The sequence below is a fragment of the Aliiglaciecola sp. LCG003 genome (assembly GCF_030316135.1).
Classification (GTDB): domain Bacteria; phylum Pseudomonadota; class Gammaproteobacteria; order Enterobacterales; family Alteromonadaceae; genus Aliiglaciecola.
In genome coordinates this window covers 1,585,241-1,608,327 of sequence record NZ_CP128185.1, presented here as the reverse complement: position 1 = coordinate 1,608,327, position 23,087 = coordinate 1,585,241, and the positions used below count along the sequence as shown (strand labels likewise).

Sequence of the window (23,087 nt, the reverse complement as noted above, 5' to 3'; positions counted from 1 at the left end):
CCGCCTTTAACCGAACAGTAGACTATGGGCGCAGCGCCATCTTGCCTTTTACTTGGCGCCCCATCACTTTATTTAACGCCAATTTAGCATCTTTAAGGGGGAGGGTTTCATCTACGATGACTTTGACTTTTCCGGCCAAATACCAGCCGATTAGCTCCTGCATGTTATCAGCAAAGTCTTGTGGCTGATGTTGAGTAAATGAGCCCCAGAACACGCCCATCACGGAATAACCTTTTACTAAGGCTAGGTTGACAGGAAACTCAGGGATGGTGCCCCCCGCAAAACCCACCACCAATAAACGGCCATTCCAGCCCATACTGCGAGAACAGGCATGAAAAGTATCTCCGCCTACACACTCGTAAACCACATCCACACCTTTTCCATCGGTCACTTCTTTCAGCGCCGTTTTGAGATCTCGCTCGGTGTAATTAATTAGAATGTCAGCCCCATTTTGCTTGGCCATATCTAACTTTTCCTGAGTAGAGCATACCGCGATAACCTTAGCGCCTAAGGCTTTACCAATTTGTACCGCTGCCAATCCTGTCCCGCCCGCAGCTCCAGTTACAACTAAGGTTTCACCTGGTTGAATGTTAGCTCGCTGCTTTAATGCATGATGGGCTGTAGCGTGAGCGGTGACCAGCGCCGCGGCTTCATCGTCAGGGATCGCGTCAGGAATAGGAATAACATGGCTGGCTGGCAGGGCTACTTTTTCGGCATAGCCGCCTAACATACACAGCGCAATTACCCTGCGTCCAACTTTGAGATGTTTGACCCCTTCCCCTACTTCACAGATGACACCTGCTACTTCGCTTCCAGGTATAAATGGTCGCTCCGGTTTCATCTGGTATAACCCTTGAACTAACAAACCATCAGGAAAATTTACTCCACAAGCCTTGATGTCAACCACGACTTGTCCCTTGCCGGCGCTTGGATCTGGCACCTCTTGATAGACTAGCTGTTCTACCGGTGCGAATTCATTGCATACAATCGCTTTCATCTAATACTCCTTAATTAATTCAATTGCCATTTGCGCGAGTGGCTGTACCATGGCTCCTACTTTACTGGCCTGCGCACTAGAAGCATTGCCTTCTTGAGCCCGTTTAGCGACCCCTTGTGCGATGGCGCCTAAACGGAAAAAGCTAAAGGCTAGATACACATGCCAGTTTTCAATTTTGCTGATACCAGCATGTTGACAATATTGCTCAACAAATTCGTTTTCACTAGGGATCCCCAGTGCGGCTCTATCAACGCCCCCCAAACCACTCGAATGACCAATGTGAGCTGGCAAACGAAGTTGCATGCATTGATAGGCTAAATCCGCTAATGGATGTCCTAAGGTGGATAATTCCCAATCCAGCACAGCTAATATTTGCGGGCTGTTTTTAGCAAACATTAAATTATCTAAACGATAATCACCATGCACCAACGCCACCCGTCCATCATCTGCAGGCATATGGTTATCCAACCAGCGGATCAACTCGTGCATTTCAGGGATGGGTTGGATCTCGGACAGTTTATACTGTTGTGACCAACGACTCAGTTGCCTCTCAAAATAATTTCCCGCTTTGCCATAGGTCGCCAAGCCGGCCTGATTAATATCCACACAGTGCAGATTGGCCAACACCTGGGACATCTGGGCATACATCTGGCTGCGTGTATGGTTATCGGCTACCTCGGGTAAACTGCTATCCCAGTAAACCATGCCATCGACGTACTCCATCACATAAAACATGCTGCCTAAAACCGAGCTGTCTTCGCATAAATGGTAGACTTTAGCGACCGGCACCTTACTACCCGCCAATGCCTTTAAGACACGATATTCACGATCGACGGCATGGGCTGACTTGAGTAACTTCCCCGGCGGCTGGCGTCGCAGCACGAAATTTTGCTCACCGTTAGTTAGTTTAAAGGTTGGATTAGATTGCCCCCCACTAAATTTTGTTGCGCTAAGCTTGCCCGTTAAGTTAGGCAGCTTATCGCGCAAATAATCGTTTAGAACGTTTTCGTCAAGTAAATTGACAGAGTCTTGTTGAGACACATTCACCTCGTTTTCAATTCAGTTAACCTAGTGCTTTTCGACCAACATGATCTTTAATTAAATTACGACCCAATTGCATCATGTGCACTTGATCTGGGCCATCAGCCAACCTGATTGTACGAGCGTAGGCATAAATGGCTGACAGCACAAAGTCTTGACTGGTTCCAGCCGCTCCGTGCATTTGAATTGCTTGGTCGATCACTCTACATGCCATGCTTGGAGCCACAATCTTAATGGCTGCAATAATATCTCTGGCCACTTTGTTGCCGTAGCGGTCCATTTTGTCCGCCGCTTTTAGCGTCAACAGACGAGCTTGCTCGATATCACAATGCATCTGTGCAATTGATTCACGTACCGACTGTTGTTTACTCAAGGACTGTCCAAATGCAACTCTAGAATCAACCCGCTCACAGGCTAAATCTAATGCACGTTGAGCGCAGCCGATTAAACGCATGCAATGATGAATGCGGCCTGGGCCAAGGCGGCCTTGAGCAATAGCAAAGCCTTCCCCTTCTCCAACCAATAGGTTGCTAGCAGGTACTCGGACATTTTTGAATTCTATCTCAGCATGACCAACAGGTTCATCGTAGTAACCCATCGCCTGCATAGGTCTGATAATGGTGACCCCTGGGGTGTTCATTGGCACTAATATTTGCGATTGTTGACGATGGCGGTCAGCGCTGGTATCGGTTTTACCCATCACCACCATGATTTTACAATTGCTGTTCATTGCGCCACTGGTATACCATTTTAGGCCATTAATAACGTACTCATCCCCATCTCTGACAATGGCCGTCTCAATGTTGGTCGCATCACTAGAAGCCACATCAGGTTCAGTCATAGCAAAAGCAGAGCGTATTTCACCGTTGAGTAAGGGCTCTAGCCACTGCTTTTTATGTTCTTCGCTACCATATCGAGACAACACTTCCATATTGCCGGTATCAGGTGCCGAACAGTTAAAGACTTCAGAGCTCCACATTACACGCCCCATAGCTTCGCACAAAGGAGCATATTCAAGATTGGTCAGTCCTGCACCGTAAGGCAGATACTCTTCTGGTAGAAATAAATTCCACAATCCTGCAGCTTTAGCTTTTGCTTTAAGATCCTGCATCAGTGCAGGGGTAGTCCAACGCTGCTGATTGTTTTCCACAGCGTTAATATATTCTTGCTCAACAGGATAAATATGTTGATCCATGAAATCATTTAATTTGTCGAGCAACCCTTGGGTTTTGGATGAATAATCGAAATGCATAATATATCCTCTATCTGATTTACAAAAATAGTAGAGTCAATAGCACTATAAGTTTAATTGATTATCTTGATACCTTTCTATTAGCATTATAAATACTCGTGCAAAATCAATTCAATACAGGCTACTAGCCTGAGCCAATTTAAAATCATTCCGCTTGACTCCAGCGGTTTATTCTTCGAATAACACTTTACATATTCACAACATTTTTTTTACTTTTTATGCGAAAACTTGGTAAGTTAGGGATTGGTACGATGAGTTGAAAGGGTATTCAATTCATAACTGGGTAATTTTGACCAATAAACTTACCGTACTCATTATAATTACAATAATCCTTAACACACCATTAGAGAACACATTATGAGTAAGTATTTGCCATCCACTTTCAAGCAAAAACCCATTCCATTGCTTGTTGCTTTATCTCTAGGTCTTAGCGGGACACACGCGTTGGCCCAAGAGCAAGCAGAAGTTAAAAAGTCCGGCTTGGAAACTATTACCGTCACCGCACAAAAGCGTGCCCAGAACCTTCAAGAAGTTCCGGTAGCGGTCACTGCATTCACCGGCGATGAAATGGGCGAGTCGGTTATCAAAGATTTATACGATTTACAAACCAACGTTCCAGGCCTTGGTGCTTTTCAAAGCCAAAGTGCCACCAACTCCAGTTTTTCCATTCGCGGTGTGGGAACATCTTCACAAAACTTTGGTTTAGAATCCTCGGTCGGTTTATATGTGGATGGTGTATACCGTGCTCGTCAAAATTCAATGATTAACAATTTAGTCGACATCGCAGCTGTAGAAGTATTAAGAGGGCCTCAGGGTACCTTGTTTGGTAAAAACACTCCCTCAGGTGCGATATTAATTCGCACAGTGGCCCCAAGCCATGATGGCGACGATGGGTTTGTGGAAGCAACCGTGGGTAATTTTGGACTAATTAACTACTCAGGTGCTATGTCATTCTCGGCAATCGAAGACGTGCTGGCGTTCAGAGCGACAGGTTTTGGTAGCAAAAGAGACGGTATTATCAGCGATGTAAATTTGGGTGATGATAAGGTTAATGACCGAGATCGTTGGGGTGCCCGCTTGCAGGCTTTATATACGCCTACTGATGATTTATCTATCCGTTTGATTGCAGATTATGCCGAAATCGATGAAATATGCTGCGGCGCACCGGTTCAACGCAGTAACCGAACCTCTGAAGGGGTTGAGGGCCGTTTTGGCTCTGATGCAGCAATATCTTTACTTGGTGGCACCTACATGGAAGGTGGCGATGCATTTTTCAATCGTGAAATTGCCGTATCCTTTTTACCAGAATCGAGTATGACCGACAAAGGTTTGTCGGCTGAGATAAATTACGACATCGATGACAACTATACCTTTGTTGCCATTTCAGCGTACCGTGATTTTGAATCCTATGACTTAATAGATTCTGATTTTACCGATGCCGATTTATTTGGTACCAAAAACGATGCCCAACAAAGCTCATTCTCGCAGGAGTTCCGTCTCGATTATACCAGCCAAGATTTAAACTACATTGTGGGTGTTTACTACTTCGAACAAGAATTAGATCTAGATTACAGTCTGTATACGGATACCTTGTTCAACCCCTTCTTCTTATCACAGTTCGGCGGGGCCTTTGATCCACTATTTGCCGGCATTAACCAAATCAGTGCGCTAAGTGGCGGAGCAATCGCGCCAGTGGCTGAAGCTGCTCCTGCAGGTACAGGTTTTGACCATGTTGCCCAGCAAGACCATAAAAGTTATGCCATATATGGTCAGTTTGATTACAAATTGAATGAGCAATTTACCTTAACCGCTGGTTTGCGCTACACCGATGAAACGAAAGACATACTCAACGTCTTTAGCGAAAACATGCCTGGGGGGGAAGAATATCCAACTTTCTTCAGTGAAGTTGGCAACCCTAGCGCTCCGGCACCTGGCTCACTGATTTATGGTGCTGCGGTAGCTGGCGCTGCATTGCCTAATATTGGCGCTGCATTGATGAGTGGTCAAGCGCCTAGCGCGGCCGACATGGCGGCTATTGCCCCCTTCCAAACTTTAGGCTGGGGCTTCAAAGCACTGGCTGCAACGACATCTGATAGACCTGATGTCGAAGATTCTTTAAAGGATGACCGCATTACTGGTACTTTGAAACTAAGTTATCAGCCAGACGATGACACTTTGATGTATGCATCTGTGGGAACAGGATATAAATCTGGTGGCACCAACACTGATAGGATCCGTGCTGGATTCAATCCGCTGTTTGAAGCGGAGACCTCTACGTCTTATGAATTGGGAATTAAGAAGGATTTTGATGAGCAAAACCTGCGTATTAATGCAGCAGCTCATTACACCACAGTAGAAGACTTCCAAGCAAACACCTTTACCGGCAATGGCTTTAACTTACAAAATGCCGGTGATTATGAAATCTCTGGACTGGAGTTAGAAGCCACTTGGTATCCCATGGATACGGTTGAAGTGAACTTTGGCTATGCGCTAGTCAATGCTGAATACAAGAGCTTCGAGCGAGGAAATTGCTGGGTTGCCTACGAGTTTCACTATACCCCTGATGGTTCTCCGCCAGCGGATCCTGGACAAGAGTTCGATTCTAATGGCAATCCAAACCCCTACTGTAACCGTTCGGGAGACAGACCAGGTGGTGAGCCACAAAATTACGCGGTCGTTAAAGTCAAAAAAGACTTCCAAATGAGCGATGATATCTACTCTTATGTGTTAGCAGAATATAGCTACACTGGAGATATGGTATTGGATGGCAGCAATGATCCTTTGACCACCCAAGATGCTTATCAAATCTTGAATCTACGATTCTTCATGAGCTTCTCTGACTATGATACAGATGTGGTATTTTGGGCCCGTAACGTGTTGGACGAAGAATATATAAATCGCACCAACTTCAACACTCCCTTACAATCAGGTAAGTTAAATGCCTATGTAGCAGAGCCTGCGACATACGGTATAACAGTGAAGAAGCGTTTCTAAGAGATATGTTTCTACAATCCAAAAAGTAAGCCGGCTATTTAGCCGGCTTTTTTATAATCAGATTAATAGTTAGATTGGTGAGCCAGGCGGCATTTCTTTGATTTCAAACTCGCCTCTCCACTCACCTGTTTGTAGGAACCAACTCAGTTGTTGTTCCATAGCTCGAAAGTGCGGGTCGCGTCTATGTTTACCCAGCCAAGCGTGTACAATTGTGATTTGCGACAATAATTCTCCGCGCACCTCTGGCGCTAATTCAGCGTTGTGCATAGCTTTAATGATGCTATTGAGCACCACATAATCAATTCTTCGTTTAATCTCCTGACCCAAATGACCCTGTTTCTTTTGGATAGTGTTAGTAACGATTTGTTGCAATAAGCTACTGACGGAAAGCTGCTCTTTGCTGTTAATGGGACGAGATGCCAATCTGTTTAAACGTTGGGTTTGCAGCAATAACGACAAGCTATGGCCTACCCCAGCTTCAGCGGCACTAACGGGATCAAAAACCAGTCCATTTCGGCCTTTAAAGCTTTCTCTAGAGTGACTCTCGCCGTAAATTTTGGGGGGAATTAATTGGGTTACTGCAACAGGCAATTTCCAAAAGCCACTGGATAAGGTCTCCAACATAGTTGTTAGTGCCTTTTGTTGAACGTCTTGTGGCACGAAGCTTACACCTTGAGGTACGTCAAAATCCCCTTTAAGTTCGTACTGATAGTTCACTCCACCGATCAATTTACTCACGGCTTCTATCTGAAAGCGATGCAAATAGTAAACCGGTACTAGGGTTTCTTGCAGAGATGATAGCGACGCACCTTGCGCCAGACTATTAATGCCAAAATTAGCTAAGGCTGTTTTGCGTACTTCGTATAAATGAGTTAATTCGGCTATAGGGTCTGCGCCGCCGTCCCATAAGTGCCCTTGTGCATTTGCAGCTGACGCTGGACGTGCATCAGGGTCTGACTGATAAGACAAGCCTGCTTTATGGGCTTTGCGGATCAATTCGGCCAGAAACTCACTTTCCATTTGTTGATTGGGTAGGTCTTGATAACCGTAGGCAATAGTGTGCATATCCCACTTCCCTAGTCCACTGGCGTAGGCATCCTCAAGTGTAACCTGAGCATTTTCAACTGTCAGTTTTGGATGTGGGTAATCCATAACGGATCCACGACCATCCGCACTAGCGGCAAAATTATGTGCAATTCCTAAGGTATGCCCGACTTCATGAGCTGATAGCTGCCGAATACGAGCCAACGCCATATTTTTCTGTGCTAGGGTGCTGGTGTTGCCGTCTTTGAACGGACTAGTCAGTCCTAAGGCAATAAGATAGTCTTGTCGTACCCTCAACGATCCCAAGGTGACATGCCCTTTGATTATTTCTCCACTTCTAGGGTCAATCACCGAACTGCCATAAGACCATCCTCGGGTGGCGCGATGGACCCACTGGATCACGTTAAAACGCACATCCATAGGATCCGCATCCGTTGGTAACATTTTAACTTGGAAAGCATCTTTATAACCTAGTGCCTCAAACCCGTCATTCCACCACGAAGCACCTTCTAGTAGCGCAGTTTTAATCGGCTCAGGCGTACCGGGATCGAGATAATAAACTATTGGCTCTATGGCTTCGGTGACTTTCGCTGCAGGGTCTTTCTTGGCAAGACGATGGCGAGGTATAAACTTTTGCTCCATGGGTTCATCGATAGCCGTGGAATAGTCTTGATAGCCCACTTTCCAAAACCCTGAATAAGGATGAAAACGTCGCGGTTGATACTTATCATCTGGTAATTCGATTAACGAATGATGCAAGTGCACGCTAATGCTATCTGGCGAGGGAGCGACTTGCCGCAGGTATTCCCCAGCATTGCTGCCGCCAAAGGTCACTAAGGCTTCCAGCTCGGTATTTTTGGGGAAGGCTTTGCTGCGCGCAATGTAGGCCCCACTGCGGGTTTTATCTAACTTAAAACTTCCTTGCTTAGTTTGCTCTAAACGCTCGGCAATACCATGAATATCTGAAAGTAAAAAATCAGTATAGTCGACCAATACGCTGCTCTCATCTTGGGCCACTATATTCAGCCCGGCAATCACTGAGTCGGCAAATGCTTCATCAATGCTGGCCCGCTCGGCAGCATTTTGTGAATTAACCCGGTAAACCGTATTGAGCTGCTTGAATAACACACGATCACCAAAGCGCTCGAACTCCACGAGCCGAGTTTCTCCTAACTGCCCTCGGTCTAAGCCTATATCGTTAGAGCCAACACCTTGGGGCATACTGCTTTGAAATAATAATGGCTGGCGAAATTTATCAATATGCAGATAAACCTTGCCATTTTGTCGATCATAATAGAATGAGTAAAATCCTTCTTGCGCAGTCATCTGCTGGGTGAACTCATCGATACTCTTAATTTGGCTAAACGCACTAAACGAAAAAATTACAAGGCAAAGGGCAAAAAGTTTATTCACTTCAATCTCCTAACAAACAATTGACAGACCTTATCAGCAATTAATCTTGGCCGATAGTAGCGCAAACCCGCCCTATGCCATTTTTCATCTCGATTTAACTGCATCACTTAACTGGTTAAAGTGTTCAAACACAACATTCGCTTGACTTGCATACACTGGAAGCTCGCCTGGTGCATATAAGCAAGACAGCATCCCAGCATTGTTGGCTGCTTGAACGTCATACAGGTAGTCACCTATATAGGCTAGCTTGGTTACATCAATCTCCCATAATTCAGCGATTTGCAATAATGAAGTGGGATCTGGCTTTGGGGGGGCATCTTCTCGGGTAAGTAATAACTTAATCTGACCAGCACTTTGCCCCATCTTAATGGATGCTGCTTGGCGACAATTACGTGTCACTATGGCGATTGGATATTTTAACTGAAGCAATAGCTGAATGAATTCGTGCGCGCCTTCTATCCAGGCCGAGCCTTGAGCATCATTAATTTCATGTTCAATTATAATTTGATTAGCTAAGCGCTTTTGCTCTGCTTGCAAGCCTGCGACAAAGCTAAGGATGTCAATATTTGCTGGGCAGCTTATCGCGTTCCGAATAGCGTTAAAATCAAGGGTTGAGTGCATCAATGTGCCATCTAAATCAAAAATAAAGCCCTTGAGTGACGAGATGTTTGAAAGCATAACTGGTAATTAACTGTGGTTAATATAGCACGGCGAATGAAGGTACGAGAATAGCTTACTTTGGGCTGACATGTATAGACTAGAAAGCCCTAATTGGCGCAATGCTTAGCAATTAATACTAAGGCCAGTTAGCCCTAATAATACTAACCATGCAGGGAGGCTTGTTCTGTGTTAAATCCATGGTGTAACGCGTGGAATTAAATTAATAAAGCACAATATTGTGCAGCAAAAAACGCCAGCCATGTTGATGGAATAATGTCAATCATCACCACTGGCGTTGATACATTAATAGATTAACACGCTTTCTTTAGTCTAGAGCCTACTGTCGCGGCACAGTCTTTATTCGCTTTGTCGCTAGCGGTGTTCGCCTGATCTGCTTTGTCGGCAGAGTCAGTTGATTTACATCCTGTCATTGCCAGAACGGCTAGTACACTGATAAAAATGAGTTTAGATTTCACGCCTGTTTCCTTTTTGCATGTTTAATTCCGACTTCTAAATGGATTTAACCTAAAGCCATCCTTGTTTGTTGAGTAGCAACTTTCAACCTCAACTCGGAATATCTTGCTACCGAGCAAAGTTTTCTACTTAAGACTAAGTAGATAAGACAAACGTTATATGAAATTGTTTACCTTAGTCAATATTTTTAACAAAATAGGCATAAAAAAGACCTAACTTTATGATATCAGGTACTATTTTTGACCTATAAATTTTGCTTTTTCGCCTATCCGGTGAAAGTTAAAACAAGTAAACTAACCGGCAAAATATTACCGGCTTACAGGATCACTATGCTCTCCACTACACAATTAAATACCATGCTTGAATTACAAGATAAAATGAACACTAAAGTTAACCCACAATGGTTAACCGCTGGTTACCAGTACTTACGAGCAGCAATGATTGAAGCGGTGGAAGGAATAGAGCACCACGGTTGGAAGTGGTGGAAGGCGCAAACTAAAGATTTACCGCAATTACAAATGGAATTGGTCGACATCTGGCACTTTGCTTTATCGGCCATTATCATAGAATTTGATGGTGATATTCAGCGCTCTGCAAAGACCATTTCTGAGCAACTTGAAAGTGGCGAAACCAGCGTAAAATTTGATGGCAAGGATTATCACTTTAGCCAGCAAGGTATTTTAGATAACTTAGAATTATTAAGTGGCCTATGCGCAGCGAAACGCTTTTCAGTGCCGCTGTTTATTCAAATCGTCGAACAGGCTGATATGACCCCAGATGAATTGTATCGACAATATGTGGGGAAAAACATCCTTAACTTTTTCCGCCAAGACAACGGTTATAAAGAGGGTAGCTACATTAAAATTTGGCAAGGACAGGAAGACAATGAACATCTAGTAGAAGTATTAAATAGTCTGGATATTCAGTTGCAAGATTACAGTAATTTAGTCTATCAAGGTCTTCGTCAACGTTACCCTAATTAAGACCATGCTATACAAACAGGCGACGCTGTTCGTTGCCTGTTTTTAATTGTCTTGGCTATGACTAGCAAACTCATTTGGACGCGTTAATCCCTCCTTTGAAAATCAACAAGCATGATATTAATATCCCAATAATGTCCCGTAGTTTCGCCAACACCCAATAGACTGAGCATTGATTGGTTCGCGCACTTGAACGGCGCTGAGGGTCTTTACAGCAGCCGTTGTGTTGTTGTGTGAGGATAAACACTCAGGCTGCCATGCCAAACCCAAATATTCTAAACATGCCCGAACCGATTTTTCAGGCTGGGTAACCAGTTGCTCATAGCTAGGTGTAAAGATCTTATTAGGGAAGATCTCCTGCCATTTTTCCATCATATTGTGGTACATCTTAGCGTATAAATTAAATTCACTTACATCACAAAAATAGGGCTCATTTTCAGCGAAATGATTCTTAAACACAGACAGGGCGACATCTTCAATATCACGGCGAATATCAATAATTTTCGCATTCGGAAATAGTTGTAAAATCAAACCCACATGCTGAAAATTTGCGGGTAACTTATTAATAATGAAACCTTGTTTAAGATTTGTTGACACCACGTCTAAATAACGCTGTGCAGCAAGTTTCAACGTTTCACTCGATACCGACTGGGCAAACATCGGAAAAGGTTGCTTAGCCTGGCTCTCAATAAAAGGCACCACAAAATCACTCAAGTAGGTTTGTTCGCCGACAGTGGCGATATCGCTATGCTGGCAGAGCATTTGCTCTAACAATGTCGAACCCGTTCTTGGTAACCCAAGGATAAACACCGGAGTTATTTTATCGGGCTGGGCTTGGGTCTCATCATTACCCCTGCAGGGCTGATAAGACTGAACAATAGCGTTAAACAAAGGCTCCATTTCGCAGGTACTAAAATCACATAAACTTTTTTGGAATTTATTGGCACGTTTTAAGTGGACGGCTGCTCGGCTATAGTCTTTCTGCTGATCAAATACATTCCCTAAGGCATAGTCCAGTAACATCTTTTGCTGACTATTTACAGGCGCTAATTGTTGCTCTTTGATTAGTTTTGTCACATCGGTTGCTGCCATGTTGGCATTTTTAACTCGGCATAAATCCAACCAAGCATAACCTCTGACAATTGGATTCTCACTGTGTAATAACTGACGTAATCCCTGCTCAGCCTCAGCGAGTTTGCCCATTTGAATATGCTGTTGGGCAAGATGACTTCGCACAAGTTCATCTTTTGGAAACGTTTTTATTGCATATTCAAGTACCGTTAGTGCATCGGTTTGTGCATGCACTTGATTAAACGCCTCGGCTAGTTCTAATAATGGTGCGCAGTGCTCAGCAAGCTGTTGGCATGCTTGTTGGTATAGCCCTATGGATTTGTCATATTGAAAAGTCAAAAAGGCGATTTTTGCCAAACCCCACAGTGCCATGCCATTGCTGTGATCCTGTTTAATGACTTGCATAAAACATGCGTTGGCTTGGGACAAGTGATGTTGCTGAAGATGTGCAAATCCTTGATTGATATTGTCTATTGCCAAACTCAAGTAATCCTATTGATAAGTGAACGCCCAGAAAATAAAAAGCCTTGTCAATGACAAGGCTTTTTCAGAACGTTAACGATTAAAAGTTATACGTTGCTTTTACGTAGTAAAAACCACCGTTGAATCCCATAGGAGATGTCTCGTAGTAAATACCACCCCAATTATTATTTGGGATACCTTGATCTGCTGGAATGTTAATTTTTTCAGCATCTTGATCAAAGATATTTTGCGCACCTGCACTTAAGGTGAAAGATTCATTAACGAAGTAACTCGCTTCAAAATCTACCGTAACAGCGGCGTCAGCAGTGATAGCTGTTGCATCATAGTCAACATGCACACCTTGATATTCACCATAGTAATTTACACGGGTAAACATTGAGAAGGAGTCATAAGACTGTGACCAAGTTAACGTAGCTCTGTGATTTGGTAAATCTTCTTCAATACGTTTAACTTTAAACTCACCAGTGATGTCAGAGAATCTATCAACTTCAGTTTCATTCCAGTTATAGGCTAAACTGAATAACGAACTACCGTCAAACAAGTCAGTTGTATAGTTGGCAACCACGTCAATACCTTGAGTAGTGGTATCAAAATCGTTAGTAAAGAAACTAACCTGTGCCAAACCATCTACATTTGGTACACCTGCATTTTTCAATACTTCTTTATCAGCATCGGATAAATTGATTTTCTCAGATTGGCTGATGCGATCTTCTACTTGGATATTATAGTAATCCAAGGTGATGAACACTTGACCCACTTCATAAATCGCACCTAAAGTGAAACTTTGTGACTCTTCTGGCTCAAGCTCGGTACCACCTAATTGAACGGCAATAGGGTTAGTGGGTGGCAATAGCGCTGAATCAACCAACACACCACTACTCAAGTTAGTTTGTACGTTACTAACATTGGCTTGACCTACCGTAGGTGCACGGAATCCAGTACTAACAGAACCACGGAAGGATAAATCGTCAGTGGCATGGAATTGTGCAGAGATCTTGTAGTTAGCAGTCGAGCCAAAGGTGTCATAATCTTCATATCGAAGTGCATACCCCATTAGGAAGGCTTCAGTGAAAGGTACTTCCGCATCCACATAGATTGCAGCATTGCGACGAGTGGATACACCTTGATCTGAAGGTTTAAATCCAGGGAAACCATTTGAACCAACACTAAAGCCCTGCGAGAACAAAGGCCCATTGGTAAATGAAGCTTCATCGCCAGCGATGATTTCAAAGGACTCTTCACGCCATTCTAAACCACCAGCTAAGTTAACATCACCATAGAGGCCTGCATCAATTTGCTTCACAGCATCAAAGTTAAAGCTCTTTTCCAATTGGATATATTTACCAGGCGAGAAGTCGCGAGGTGTATCCGGACCTAAGGATGCATTCAAGGTATTATAAATAAAGAATTGAGATTCACTGCGACCTACAGAGCCGCTCACGTCCCAATACACGCCCTTAGCAAAACCTTCATTGAATTGACCCTTAGTACCTATGGTCAAGGATGTGTCGGTTATATTACCACCGAAGTTAGGAGTGAAACCTTCTGGAATATTTTGGTTGAACGCAAAGCAGTTAGCTGCAGTTAATGAGCCCAACGCCGTTGAATCAGGAAGGCCATTTTCGCCAATCTCGACTACTGGACAATTAAGCTGTTGCTCTAGCCCATCTAGCGAACCAACTAATATGGTAGCGGGTGCGGCATCCCACGCGGCTTGACCATCTGGATTATCATCGCCAGGACGGTAGCTAGCAGAGCCATCTACGTTTCTTACGATACCGCCATAAACACCTGGGCGAGTGGTCGGGTTACGATAGTAAAAACCACCTCTAACATCACGCTCAGAGTAGTTACCAAACATGTAAAATTCTTTGTCATCGCCTAAATCTAGGCCAACATTAGCAAAAATTGTAATATCATCATTAACCTCAGGTGAACCCCAGATTTGTGCAGGGTCCGCAACATTCAAGCCTGCATCTGCAAATGCTGCAGCGTCTGGACGTTGAGTACTGCGACTGGTGGCATCAGAATTTTTATATTGGAAACTTAAGTTGGCAAAACCATCTTTAGTAAAGGGCAAACCGACGTTTCCAGAGATTTCAGTTGTAGTACCGTCACCTTCGTAATATTCGCCATGACGAACCTGCAAAGAGCCGCCTTCGGAGTCGTCTTTCAATACAAAGTTCATTACACCAGCAATCGCATCTGAACCGTATTGAGCCGCAGCGCCATCACGTAACACTTCGACTTGCTTCAACGCGATACTTGGGATGACAGAAATGTCTGGGCCCTGAGCACCATCATTGATACCGCCACCTAAGAATGCAATAACGGATGAACGATGACGACGCTTACCATTTAACAGGATCAAGGTGCTATCTGCTGACAAACCACGTAAATTGGCTGGGCGCACTAGTGTTGCCGCATCACTGATTGGATTAGTGTGGACATTCAAGGAAGGCACTGTGCCTTTAAGAATTTCTAGCATGTCACTGCTACCGGTCTTACCTAGCTCTTCTGAACCAATAATATCAATCGGCACAGGTGAATCACCAATTGATCTAGGCGCAGCGCGGCTACCTACAACGGCTATTTTTTCGACATTAGCGTTTTTTTGATCTGCTGATTCTTGGGCGCTTACTGCCCCATTAAATGCTACTGTTGCCACTGCACTTCCAAGCAGCACTGCGCGGATGCTACCAGATAATTTAGATATGTTCTTTTTCATGTGTTGTTCCCACTTTCTTATTGTTTGACTTGTTAATTATGTGCATTGAACATGATTTATTATTATTTTTATCATTTCAGTTCGTCCTTCAGCCAAAATTGACATTGATGCACTACCAATATTTATAGATGGTAATGCTAAAAAAAACAACACTTTAGATTTCAATTCCATTGACAAAATTGTGATTGAAGGCTACTTGTCGAACAATAAATAGGCTAAAACATCCTATTGCCCCAACAAAAACACCACTAAAATCTCTAAACAATTGATATTAAAAGATATTATTTTTGCTTTTATTCGTACAATTAATCATCTTAAAAAATTTAAATAAATAAAGTAATAAATCAAATTTAAGCTGCTAATGTGTAGCAAGATGCAAAATCACCTACGACTAATGATTAATTGTCATTTATCCAATATCGTGTCTACACAGCGTTTCTTAAGGCGATTGGAGTTGGGCAGGTGAACCTGCACTGGTTGGAATTAGCAATAATTCAATCATCGAAGTGTTAATTTGAGTTATTTCAAACTATTGCAAACAAAAAAAAGGCTGCAATTGCAGCCTTTTTTCGTCAGTCGATGTTAGACATCATAAGTTGTCGAAGCGGTATTACCGCCTCGCCCTGTCCAATTGGTATGGAAAAACTCACCACGAGGCTTGTCGTTGCGCTCATAGGTGTGAGCCCCAAAATAGTCACGCTGAGCTTGTAACAAATTAGCGGGTAAGTTTTCAGTGCGATAACCATCAAAATAGCTTAGCGCGGAAGAAACACATGGCACTGCTACCCCTTGCATCGCAGCAGTGGCAACTACTTCGCGCCAGCCCATCTGAGCGTCGGCAACCACTTTATTAAAGTAATCGTCTAATAACAGGTTATCCAACTCTGGATGATTATCATAGGCTGTTTTAATGTTGTCTAAAAATACCGAGCGAATAATGCAGCCTTCACGCCACATCATGGCGATAGAGCCATAGTCTAGCTGCCACTTATATTCTTTAGCTGCTTGCTGCATCACTGCAAAACCCTGAGCGTAGGACACAATTTTTGAAGCTAACAAGGCTTGGCGCAAACTTTCTAAGAAAGCCGTTTTATCACCACTAAAATGCGCTTTAGGGCCACTTAAAACCTGAGCGGCTTTAACTCTTTGCTCTTTAATTGCTGACAAGCAACGGGCAAAAACGGCCTCGCCAATAAGCGTGAGGGGTACCCCTAAATGCAATGCAGTAATACCCGTCCATTTACCTGTACCTTTTTGACCGGCAGTATCTAAAATTGAGTTAACCAAGGCTTCGCCGTTTTCTTTATAGCCTAGAATATCTGCTGTAATTTCAGTCAGATAGCTAGATAATTCCGTTTCATTCCATTGTCTAAACACAGCTTCCATTTCATCAGTGGTCATGCCGAGCAAATCGCGCATTAAAATATAGCCTTCACAGATGATCTGCATATCGCCATATTCAATACCATTGTGAACCATTTTGACAAAGTGACCAGCGCCACCCTCTCCTACCCATTCGCAACAAGGGATGGTTAGCTCGCCATTTTCATCTTTGACCTTGGCTGATATAGCTTGAAAGATTGGCTTAACATGAGGCCACGCGGCTGGGTTGCCTCCTGGCATAATTGAAGGACCTAACAATGCCCCTTCTTCGCCACCAGAGACACCTGTTCCCACATACAACAAGCCCTTTTCAGATAGCATTTCGGTGCGGCGATTGGAATCTTCAAATTGACTGTTACCGCCGTCAATTATGATGTCGCCTTGCTCAAGGTGTGGAATTAGCTGCTGAATGAAGTCATCCACAGGTTGACCAGATTTAACCATCAGCATGATTTTCCGAGGTTTAGCCAAAGAGGCCACCAAGCTTTCAATGGAATCGACTCCCCGAATGGTTTTGTCTTTTGCACGAGTGGCCAGAAAGTTTTCTACTTTGCTGTACGAACGATTATAGGCGGTGACGGTAAAACCTTTGCTAGCCATATTTAAGATTAGGTTTTCACCCATTACAGCTAAGCCTACAACAGCAATATCGGAGAGTGTCTTCATAGTTTTCCTCGTTGGATGTCATCAAAAGAGTTGCGTTTTGCAAAGCACCTTCAATGCACAGTAGCGTCTTGACAAAAATTGCGCGTAATGTACATGAAAAGGTGACTTTTTTATAGGGAAACAGCGCAACAATTTGTCACTTATTCATCAATATATAAAAAGTGTACTTAAACGCCATGGCTTGCGCAAAATATTAAAGGCGCAACAGACAGGCCGATTTCGTCCAAGTTATTCCAGCCCACTAGCGCAGGTAGGGCATTGTGGAAATTTAGTCACGTTTAAACGATGCCATTGGTTGCACGCAGCGTCAAAAATCAGTAATTCATTGCAAAGGGCTGTACCGAATCCAGTCAATAATTTAATCCCTTCTAACGCTTGCATAGCGCCGATAACGCCTACCAGCGGTGACATTACACCTGACTCAGAACAAGTTAAATTCTGCTCACCAAACAAGCGACTCAAACATTGATAACAAGCACTATTTAGATGGGGCTGTACACAAAATAGCTGCCCTTCCATTCGAATCGCAGCGCCAGAAACCAAGGGTATTTGCGCCTGCCAACAAAGTCTGTTCAACTGATTACGGGTGTCTAGATTATCACTGCAATCAAACACCATATCGTGTTTTTCAAGCTGTTCACTAAGGGCTTTGTCGTCCAACCTTTGCTGTATACAACTGATATCACTGTCACTGCTTAGTTGCTGTAAACTGTGTTGCGCCGATTCCACCTTACTCGTTCCAACGGCCGACTCCGTATGCAATATTTGACGTTGCAAATTACTCATCTCTACCTCGTCATCATCAACCAAGGTAAGCATACCTATGCCCGAAGCAACTAAATATTGCGCAGCCGCACAGCCTAGTCCACCTAGGCCGATAATCAATACTCGAGCGGCTAGCAAACGCTCTTGTTTGTCTAAATCAAATTTTGGTAAGTTTATCTGCCTGCTATAGCGTATTGCTTGGGATGGGGTAATTTCCTTCAAAAGCACTTCCTCTTGATTCCGGCTAAAAGTTAAATCAATCATCTTGAAACAAGTCCCTTGCAAAGGTATCGTGCAAAACTCATTTATAGCAAGGTATTTCCATGAACATTGCAGTATTCGGTTCAGCGTTTAATCCCCCCACAAATGGTCATAAGGATGTGATTGAATACTTGCTGGGTGAACAGCAACAATTTGAGCAAATTTTGTTGGTCCCTTCCTTCGAACATGCCTTTGCTAAAAAGATGATTCCTTACCAGCACCGAGTGAATATGCTGCAACTTTTTGTCGATGAGCTGAACAATGAAAAAGTCATTGCTTTACCGGTTGAAGATATCATTAGTGACGGTCAGCGCCCTGTTTACACCTATGATTTAATGCATTATTTGCAACAAGCGCTTTATCCTACTGACAGCTTAAGCTTTATTATTGGGCCTGATAATGTAGATAATTGGCATAGATTTTATCGAGCAGACGATATCATGCAGCGCTGGCAGCGACTTGTTGTACCAGAGCGCATCGACGTAAGGGCCACTTACGTCCGCGAAGGAATTGAAAAAGGAAATGATATCAAGGGGTTACTACCTGCATCTGTGTATGACTATATTACAAAAAATAAATTATATGCGTGAGTCGATTATTTAAACCTTCTCAGAAAATCATTTTCATCGCAATATAAGGCACTAAATTCAGCAAAACCCAAGCTAGTTTGAAGAATGCCATTGCCGCATAATGAATTTTATCAAACTCATCCATACTCAGTTTGAATAGCCTGCCGCTCGTCACGTACATCCAATCGTGAGCTTTGATGAACATAAAAAACCAAATCACTAAGATCCCGTAATTTATCAAGGTACACCAAGCCAAAAAACTGGTAAATTGCTCAACTGACATCATGTTCTGTCTACCTTTACCTTAAAAAGACCACAAGTATAAGCTCGTTGTGCCAGGGGAAACTTGATAAAGATCAACATTCTACTTGCGAGCAAACTTTCAGCCCCAGCAAGATTTTGCCAACCTATTCAATCTACCGGGTAAATCTTGACTGCACCTGATTTTGCAGTTAAATCGCCTAACACCCAAATTTGCTCGAATGGATGTGAAACGGGAATATCAATATGCTCGATTTGTTTTCTGATTTTGTCACTGTTCCAAGCAGGATGTGCATTGCGAATAACCAACCAAGTATGTTCGCTTTGATAGGATTTTGACGCTTTATTGCGCAGAATATGATTTAACGCATGAGTGAATCGTTGCGGTGTATTGCAGCTTTCGCGTAATTTTTGCAAGGCTTCGCGGGTACGACTATCTAGAAAGCGGCCGAGAATTTTCATTGCTTCTTGCTCACTGCCATACAAGTGGGCAATTTCAATATCAATGGGCTTGTGGTCAATTAGACATGACACATCGGGTTTACTTGGCTGATTATGCGAGATGAATCTATAGGAAACTTGAAACTTCTGCTGATACCAATCAAGAAATACCACAGTGGCAGATTTCTCCCATTCGACTTTCTCAATTTCAGCTTTTCTCAATTTAGTTTGACCCGAACCCACACCAATCCTACTAACTATGTTGTTGATGACTCAAAATGATACTATCGCAAAGCGCACAGCCTGACTATAGTTGCCTAACTTTTACCTTCATGGGAAGGTTTTAAAGCGCCGTGGCAATTAGAATTAGCCTTTCGACAAGAACTGCTTCTTGCTTTGTTATTGCTGCCCTTTAGTTTCGTGCTGGCGACCACCCACGAGCATTGTTTGATGCTCGTGGGTAGCCTACTGTTTAGGTTATTTGCAGAAGTGCTTAATTCAGCAATTGAAGCCATCAGTGACGCTGTCACTTTAGAGCATCATCCGTTGATTGGACGAGCAAAATATATCAGCTTATCCGCAGTGTTCATCTCGCTGGTTTGGTTAAGCTTGGATTGGCCGCATGCTATTGCGCAGCTGTTTCCCATATCCCCTTTCAGCTTGGCTTAATTAATTTTTAGCCCTTTAGTTAAGGTCGCTTCATCACAAATTTTTGTTGTTCTGATAAGGTAAAGTAGTCACCTGCTCCGCCGCCCCGCAATACCGGTTGTGCTAAGGTTGTTTGATACACTCCATCCCTAAGGGTTTGATTCGCTATATGCACGCCTACCACTTCTCCCATCACCAACCAAGTATCACAGTGGGAACCGTCAGCAGCGCGCAACTGTATAATTTGACTGGTTTTACATTCCATCACCACCGGGCTGTGTAACACATAAGGCGGTTTAATCATGCGACTATTGCCCTTTGCCAATTGAGCCAGCTCAAACTCATCCACATCAATTGGAGCGGCTTGACTGGTCAGATTCATTGCTTGGGCCAAAGACTGGGATACTAGATTCCAACAAAATTCACCGGTTTGCTCAGCATTTCTGACCGTATCTTTGTAGCCGATACTAGAGAATCCAATCAGTGGAGGAGAATAATTAAACGCATTAAAGAAGCTGTAGGGCGCTAAATTCGCGTTTCCATCTTGCCCTAACGTTGAAATCCAGCCAATGGGTCGCGGAGCGATAATTCCGTTGAAGGGATCATGCTTAAGGTTGTGCCCTTCTTTGGGTTGGTAAAAATGATAGTCCGACATAATACTCCAAAATACCTGTTTACATTAGCGATGGGGTGTATGGCAATTAATGCCATATCGCACCAATAATGCGTAACACTATTTGCTCACAATTGTTTGCCCAACTACGGCTTCGACGATTGGACTTTGACAATCTCAAATATCAATCTCGCCGCTAACTTAGCCGTGCGATTATCCACATCAAAATGAGGATTCATCTCTGCTATATCAGCCAACTGCCATTGATAGTCATAGCGTTGTTGCGACTGCGCCAACCACTTCAATACGTCAATCACTGCGGCCAGATCAATCCCAAAGGCACTGGGGGCACTCACACCAGGTGCCTGGTCGGCGCTAAAGCCATCCAAACAGATTGTCACATAGAGCTGATCCACTTGTTGTAACATTGGAGTCAACGCCGTTTTTGCATTTTCCGCGCTAAAGTTAAAATCCTTTAGACTAATAACCTTTAATTGTTCCGCCCGTGTAAATAGCGCTTGGGTATTGGCCGATTCGGCAACCCCTAAGCAGGCATAATGAAATGGCTTAGAGTGAGTTTTACAGTGTTCTGCTATTTGGAAAAACGGCGTACCAGAGCTATTATGCGGTGCAGGTTTGCGCAGATCAAAATGGGCGTCAAAATTGATGATGCCTATAGTTCCACTATTTTTTTTGTTACTTTCGAATAAGCCATTGTAACTTGCCCAGGCTATTTCATGCCCCCCTCCCAGGCCAATCACGAACTGTTGATTATTCAGGCACCGCTTAACCGTTTTGGCAAACAAATCCTGACTGTCGGCCAAACTGTCGCCAGCCACTACATTACCCAAATCTTCAATAGTCAGGTGGCTGTGCCAAGCAAGATTAGCCAAAGCGTGACGAATGGCATTGGGTCCATCTTTTGCTCCCTTGCGCCCCTTATTTGCAATAACACCCAGATCACAGGCAAAACCCAATATTGACAGATCATGGGTATCTGAGATGGCATTAAACTTATGGTGCCAACGGAAGCCATTCTCGCCATCTTCACTATCTTGTCTGCCGCGCCACTGAAATGATGTATCTAAATTATGCATGCTTGCCCCTGAACCATTTTTGAGTAGGTCGATGTTGATTCACACCATAAACTAACTCGGCTGGATGTTGTATGTCCCAAAGGCACATATCAGCGTCCTTGCCCACCGCAATTGACCCCTTGTTATCCATCCCCAGCGCTGTTGCGGCGTGGATGGTAACCCCCTGGAGCACTTCGTGAGGTGTCAAACCAAATAACACACTGGCCATATTCATAATGGTTAGGATAGATGCGATAGGTGAACTCCCGGGGTTTAAGTCGGTGGCAATTGCAATGGGTACATTATGCTGGCGCAGCGCTGCAACGGGTGGCTTCTTAGTTTCATTCAAAAAATAAAATGCACCAGGTAGTAGCACCGCGACTGTATTATTTTGCTTCAGCACACTCACATCTTCCTCGCTCAAAAATTCCAAGTGGTCCACCGATAAAGCCTGAAAATTTGCAGCTAGTTTAGCGCCGTGTAAATCACTTAATTGTTCGGCGTGGGCTTTAATTTGCAAACCGTAACCCTTAGCCGTAGTGAAGACTTTTTCACATTGGGCGAGATCAAAGCCGATTGACTCACAAAACACGTCCACGCTATCGGCAAGTTTTTGCTTAGCTATCTCTGGCATCACTACCTCACAGACAAAATCAATGTAATCATCGGCGCGATTGGCATATTCAAGAGGTAATGCATGAGCGCCTAAATAGGTAGTAGCAACGTCGATAGGCAGAAACTGACTGAGGCTTTTGGCCACCTTGAGCATGTTAATCTCTGTGACTAAATCTAATCCATAGCCCGACTTAATCTCAATGGTGGTCACTCCTTCTTCAGCCAAACGGCTGGCGCGTTTTAATGCATCTTTTTGCAGGCTATCAAAACTGGCTAAGCGAGTAGCGGCCACTGTGCTTTTAATCCCCCCACCTTGTCGAGAGATCTCAGCATAAGAAACACCATTGAGTCTCTTCTCGAATTCATCAGCGCGACTACCGGCATAAACTAAATGAGTATGGCAATCAACAAAGCCAGGCAACAGCCATTGCCCTTGTCCATCGAAAATTTGCTCAGCATGCCCTGTAAATCCGGCTTTTGCACCGACATATGCAATCTTGCCCTCACTGATTGCCACAGCTGCATCTCTTACCTCACCGTACGGCTGCGCGGAATTTGTCATGCTGGCTAGATGCACATTTTCGATCAGTAAATCATATTGTTGGGGCATTATTTAACTCCATCAGTGCTGCTATTTATGATTGCTACAGTT

At 43.7% G+C, this 23,087-nt stretch carries 18 protein-coding genes and 1 pseudogene; 4 read left to right on the top strand and 15 right to left on the bottom strand.

Translation table 11 applies throughout. The features are described 5' to 3' along the window. Nucleotides 1-22: 22 nt before the first annotated feature. The 3 genes from QR722_RS06770 to QR722_RS06760 are packed head-to-tail and all read right to left on the bottom strand — an operon-like array spanning nt 23 to nt 3,290. Nucleotides 23-997 carry an NADPH:quinone oxidoreductase family protein gene (locus tag QR722_RS06770; RefSeq protein ID WP_286286489.1) on the bottom strand — a complete coding sequence of 325 codons (975 nt, stop codon included), beginning with the start codon at nt 995-997 and terminating at the stop codon, nt 23-25. Then, a complete protein-coding gene (locus QR722_RS06765; protein WP_286286487.1) occupies nt 998-2,038 on the bottom strand; it encodes a phosphotransferase family protein in 1,041 nt (346 codons plus the stop codon). A 22-nt stretch (nt 2,039-2,060) separates the two neighbouring features. Continuing rightward, nucleotides 2,061-3,290, bottom strand: a complete 1,230-nt coding sequence (locus tag QR722_RS06760) for an acyl-CoA dehydrogenase family protein (protein WP_286286485.1) — start codon at nt 3,288-3,290, stop codon at nt 2,061-2,063. Nucleotides 3,291-3,647: 357 nt separating this feature from the next. Between QR722_RS06760 and QR722_RS06755 the strand changes: the two genes are divergently transcribed. Beyond that, a complete protein-coding gene (locus tag QR722_RS06755; protein WP_286286483.1) occupies nt 3,648-6,284 on the top strand; it encodes a TonB-dependent receptor in 2,637 nt (878 codons plus the stop codon). Nucleotides 6,285-6,353: 69 nt separating this feature from the next. On the opposite strand, the gene QR722_RS06750 is transcribed toward QR722_RS06755, so the two are convergent. The 3 genes from QR722_RS06750 to QR722_RS06740 all read right to left on the bottom strand — a co-directional run bounded on the left by QR722_RS06750 (nt 6,354) and on the right by QR722_RS06740 (nt 9,877). Beyond that, entirely contained in the window at nt 6,354-8,741 is a 2,388-nt protein-coding gene (locus QR722_RS06750; protein ID WP_502872456.1) for a zinc-dependent metalloprotease, read from the bottom strand. Between the two features lie 84 nt (nt 8,742-8,825). Next, entirely contained in the window at nt 8,826-9,419 is a 594-nt protein-coding gene (locus QR722_RS06745; protein ID WP_286286481.1) for an HAD family hydrolase, read from the bottom strand. A 293-nt stretch (nt 9,420-9,712) separates the two neighbouring features. Continuing rightward, nucleotides 9,713-9,877: a hypothetical protein gene (locus tag QR722_RS06740; protein WP_286286479.1), complete on the bottom strand. Its 165-nt coding sequence runs from the start codon at nt 9,875-9,877 to the stop codon at nt 9,713-9,715. A gap of 327 nt (nt 9,878-10,204) precedes the next feature. On the opposite strand from QR722_RS06740, the gene QR722_RS06735 reads away from it, so the two are divergent. Next, nucleotides 10,205-10,858: a dUTP diphosphatase gene (locus QR722_RS06735; protein ID WP_286287587.1), complete on the top strand. Its 654-nt coding sequence runs from the start codon at nt 10,205-10,207 to the stop codon at nt 10,856-10,858. 117 nt (nt 10,859-10,975) lie between these two features. Here QR722_RS06735 and QR722_RS06730 read toward each other — a convergent pair whose 3' ends face one another. From QR722_RS06730 to moeB, 4 genes are all read right to left on the bottom strand, one after another. After that, a complete protein-coding gene (locus tag QR722_RS06730) occupies nt 10,976-12,406 on the bottom strand; it encodes a tetratricopeptide repeat-containing sulfotransferase family protein (RefSeq protein ID WP_286286478.1) in 1,431 nt (476 codons plus the stop codon). Between the two features lie 82 nt (nt 12,407-12,488). Next, on the bottom strand, nt 12,489-15,137 hold the full coding sequence (locus QR722_RS06725) for a TonB-dependent receptor plug domain-containing protein (RefSeq protein ID WP_286286476.1): 2,649 nt from the start codon (nt 15,135-15,137) through the stop codon (nt 12,489-12,491). A gap of 582 nt (nt 15,138-15,719) precedes the next feature. Beyond that, the gene (gnd, locus tag QR722_RS06720; RefSeq protein ID WP_286286474.1) at nt 15,720-17,186 is read right to left on the bottom strand and encodes a decarboxylating NADP(+)-dependent phosphogluconate dehydrogenase; all 1,467 of its coding nucleotides are present in this window, start codon (nt 17,184-17,186) and stop codon (nt 15,720-15,722) included. Nucleotides 17,187-17,414: 228 nt separating this feature from the next. After that, nucleotides 17,415-18,215 (bottom strand): molybdopterin-synthase adenylyltransferase MoeB, encoded by an 801-nt coding sequence (gene moeB / locus QR722_RS06715; RefSeq protein WP_286286473.1) that lies wholly within the window; start codon nt 18,213-18,215, stop codon nt 17,415-17,417. A gap of 59 nt (nt 18,216-18,274) precedes the next feature. Between moeB and QR722_RS06710 the strand changes: the two genes are divergently transcribed. After that, entirely contained in the window at nt 18,275-18,802 is a 528-nt protein-coding gene (locus QR722_RS06710; protein ID WP_286286471.1) for a nicotinate-nicotinamide nucleotide adenylyltransferase, read from the top strand. Nucleotides 18,803-18,821: 19 nt separating this feature from the next. On the opposite strand, the gene QR722_RS06705 is transcribed toward QR722_RS06710, so the two are convergent. Beyond that, the gene (locus tag QR722_RS06705; RefSeq protein ID WP_286286468.1) at nt 18,822-19,067 is read right to left on the bottom strand and encodes a DUF6868 family protein; all 246 of its coding nucleotides are present in this window, start codon (nt 19,065-19,067) and stop codon (nt 18,822-18,824) included. 125 nt (nt 19,068-19,192) lie between these two features. After that, entirely contained in the window at nt 19,193-19,726 is a 534-nt protein-coding gene (locus tag QR722_RS06700) for a hypothetical protein (RefSeq protein ID WP_286286467.1), read from the bottom strand. Between the two features lie 99 nt (nt 19,727-19,825). On the opposite strand from QR722_RS06700, the pseudogene QR722_RS06695 reads away from it, so the two are divergent. Beyond that, nucleotides 19,826-20,152 (top strand): annotated as a pseudogene (locus tag QR722_RS06695) (diacylglycerol kinase); the annotation flags it as partial. Between the two features lie 19 nt (nt 20,153-20,171). Here the strand turns inward: QR722_RS06695 and QR722_RS06690 are convergent. The 3 genes from QR722_RS06690 to hutI all read right to left on the bottom strand — a co-directional run bounded on the left by QR722_RS06690 (nt 20,172) and on the right by hutI (nt 23,045). Continuing rightward, on the bottom strand, nt 20,172-20,786 hold the full coding sequence (locus tag QR722_RS06690) for a flavin reductase family protein (protein ID WP_286286466.1): 615 nt from the start codon (nt 20,784-20,786) through the stop codon (nt 20,172-20,174). Between the two features lie 104 nt (nt 20,787-20,890). Further along, a complete protein-coding gene (gene hutG, locus QR722_RS06685) occupies nt 20,891-21,841 on the bottom strand; it encodes a formimidoylglutamase (RefSeq protein ID WP_286286464.1) in 951 nt (316 codons plus the stop codon). Further along, entirely contained in the window at nt 21,834-23,045 is a 1,212-nt protein-coding gene (hutI, locus tag QR722_RS06680; RefSeq protein ID WP_286286462.1) for an imidazolonepropionase, read from the bottom strand. The genes hutG and hutI overlap by 8 nt, the downstream gene beginning before the upstream one ends. Nucleotides 23,046-23,087 lie beyond the last annotated feature (42 nt).

What these genes read in the sequence shown, in the direction of transcription:
- QR722_RS06770 (WP_286286489.1), bottom strand. Translation starts at nt 997, where the DNA reads ATGAAAGCGATTGTATGCAATGAATTCGCACCGGTAGAACAGCTAGTC.
- QR722_RS06760 (WP_286286485.1), bottom strand. Translation starts at nt 3,290, where the DNA reads ATGCATTTCGATTATTCATCCAAAACCCAAGGGTTGCTCGACAAATTA.
- QR722_RS06755 (WP_286286483.1), top strand. Translation starts at nt 3,648, where the DNA reads ATGAGTAAGTATTTGCCATCCACTTTCAAGCAAAAACCCATTCCATTG.
- QR722_RS06745 (WP_286286481.1), bottom strand. Translation starts at nt 9,419, where the DNA reads ATGCTTTCAAACATCTCGTCACTCAAGGGCTTTATTTTTGATTTAGAT.
- QR722_RS06735 (WP_286287587.1), top strand. Translation starts at nt 10,205, where the DNA reads ATGCTCTCCACTACACAATTAAATACCATGCTTGAATTACAAGATAAA.
- QR722_RS06725 (WP_286286476.1), bottom strand. Translation starts at nt 15,137, where the DNA reads ATGAAAAAGAACATATCTAAATTATCTGGTAGCATCCGCGCAGTGCTG.
- gnd (WP_286286474.1), bottom strand. Translation starts at nt 17,186, where the DNA reads ATGAAGACACTCTCCGATATTGCTGTTGTAGGCTTAGCTGTAATGGGT.
- moeB (WP_286286473.1), bottom strand. Translation starts at nt 18,215, where the DNA reads ATGATTGATTTAACTTTTAGCCGGAATCAAGAGGAAGTGCTTTTGAAG.
- QR722_RS06710 (WP_286286471.1), top strand. Translation starts at nt 18,275, where the DNA reads ATGAACATTGCAGTATTCGGTTCAGCGTTTAATCCCCCCACAAATGGT.
- QR722_RS06705 (WP_286286468.1), bottom strand. Translation starts at nt 19,067, where the DNA reads ATGATGTCAGTTGAGCAATTTACCAGTTTTTTGGCTTGGTGTACCTTG.
- QR722_RS06690 (WP_286286466.1), bottom strand. Translation starts at nt 20,786, where the DNA reads ATGTCGGACTATCATTTTTACCAACCCAAAGAAGGGCACAACCTTAAG.
- hutG (WP_286286464.1), bottom strand. Translation starts at nt 21,841, where the DNA reads ATGCATAATTTAGATACATCATTTCAGTGGCGCGGCAGACAAGATAGT.
- hutI (WP_286286462.1), bottom strand. Translation starts at nt 23,045, where the DNA reads ATGCCCCAACAATATGATTTACTGATCGAAAATGTGCATCTAGCCAGC.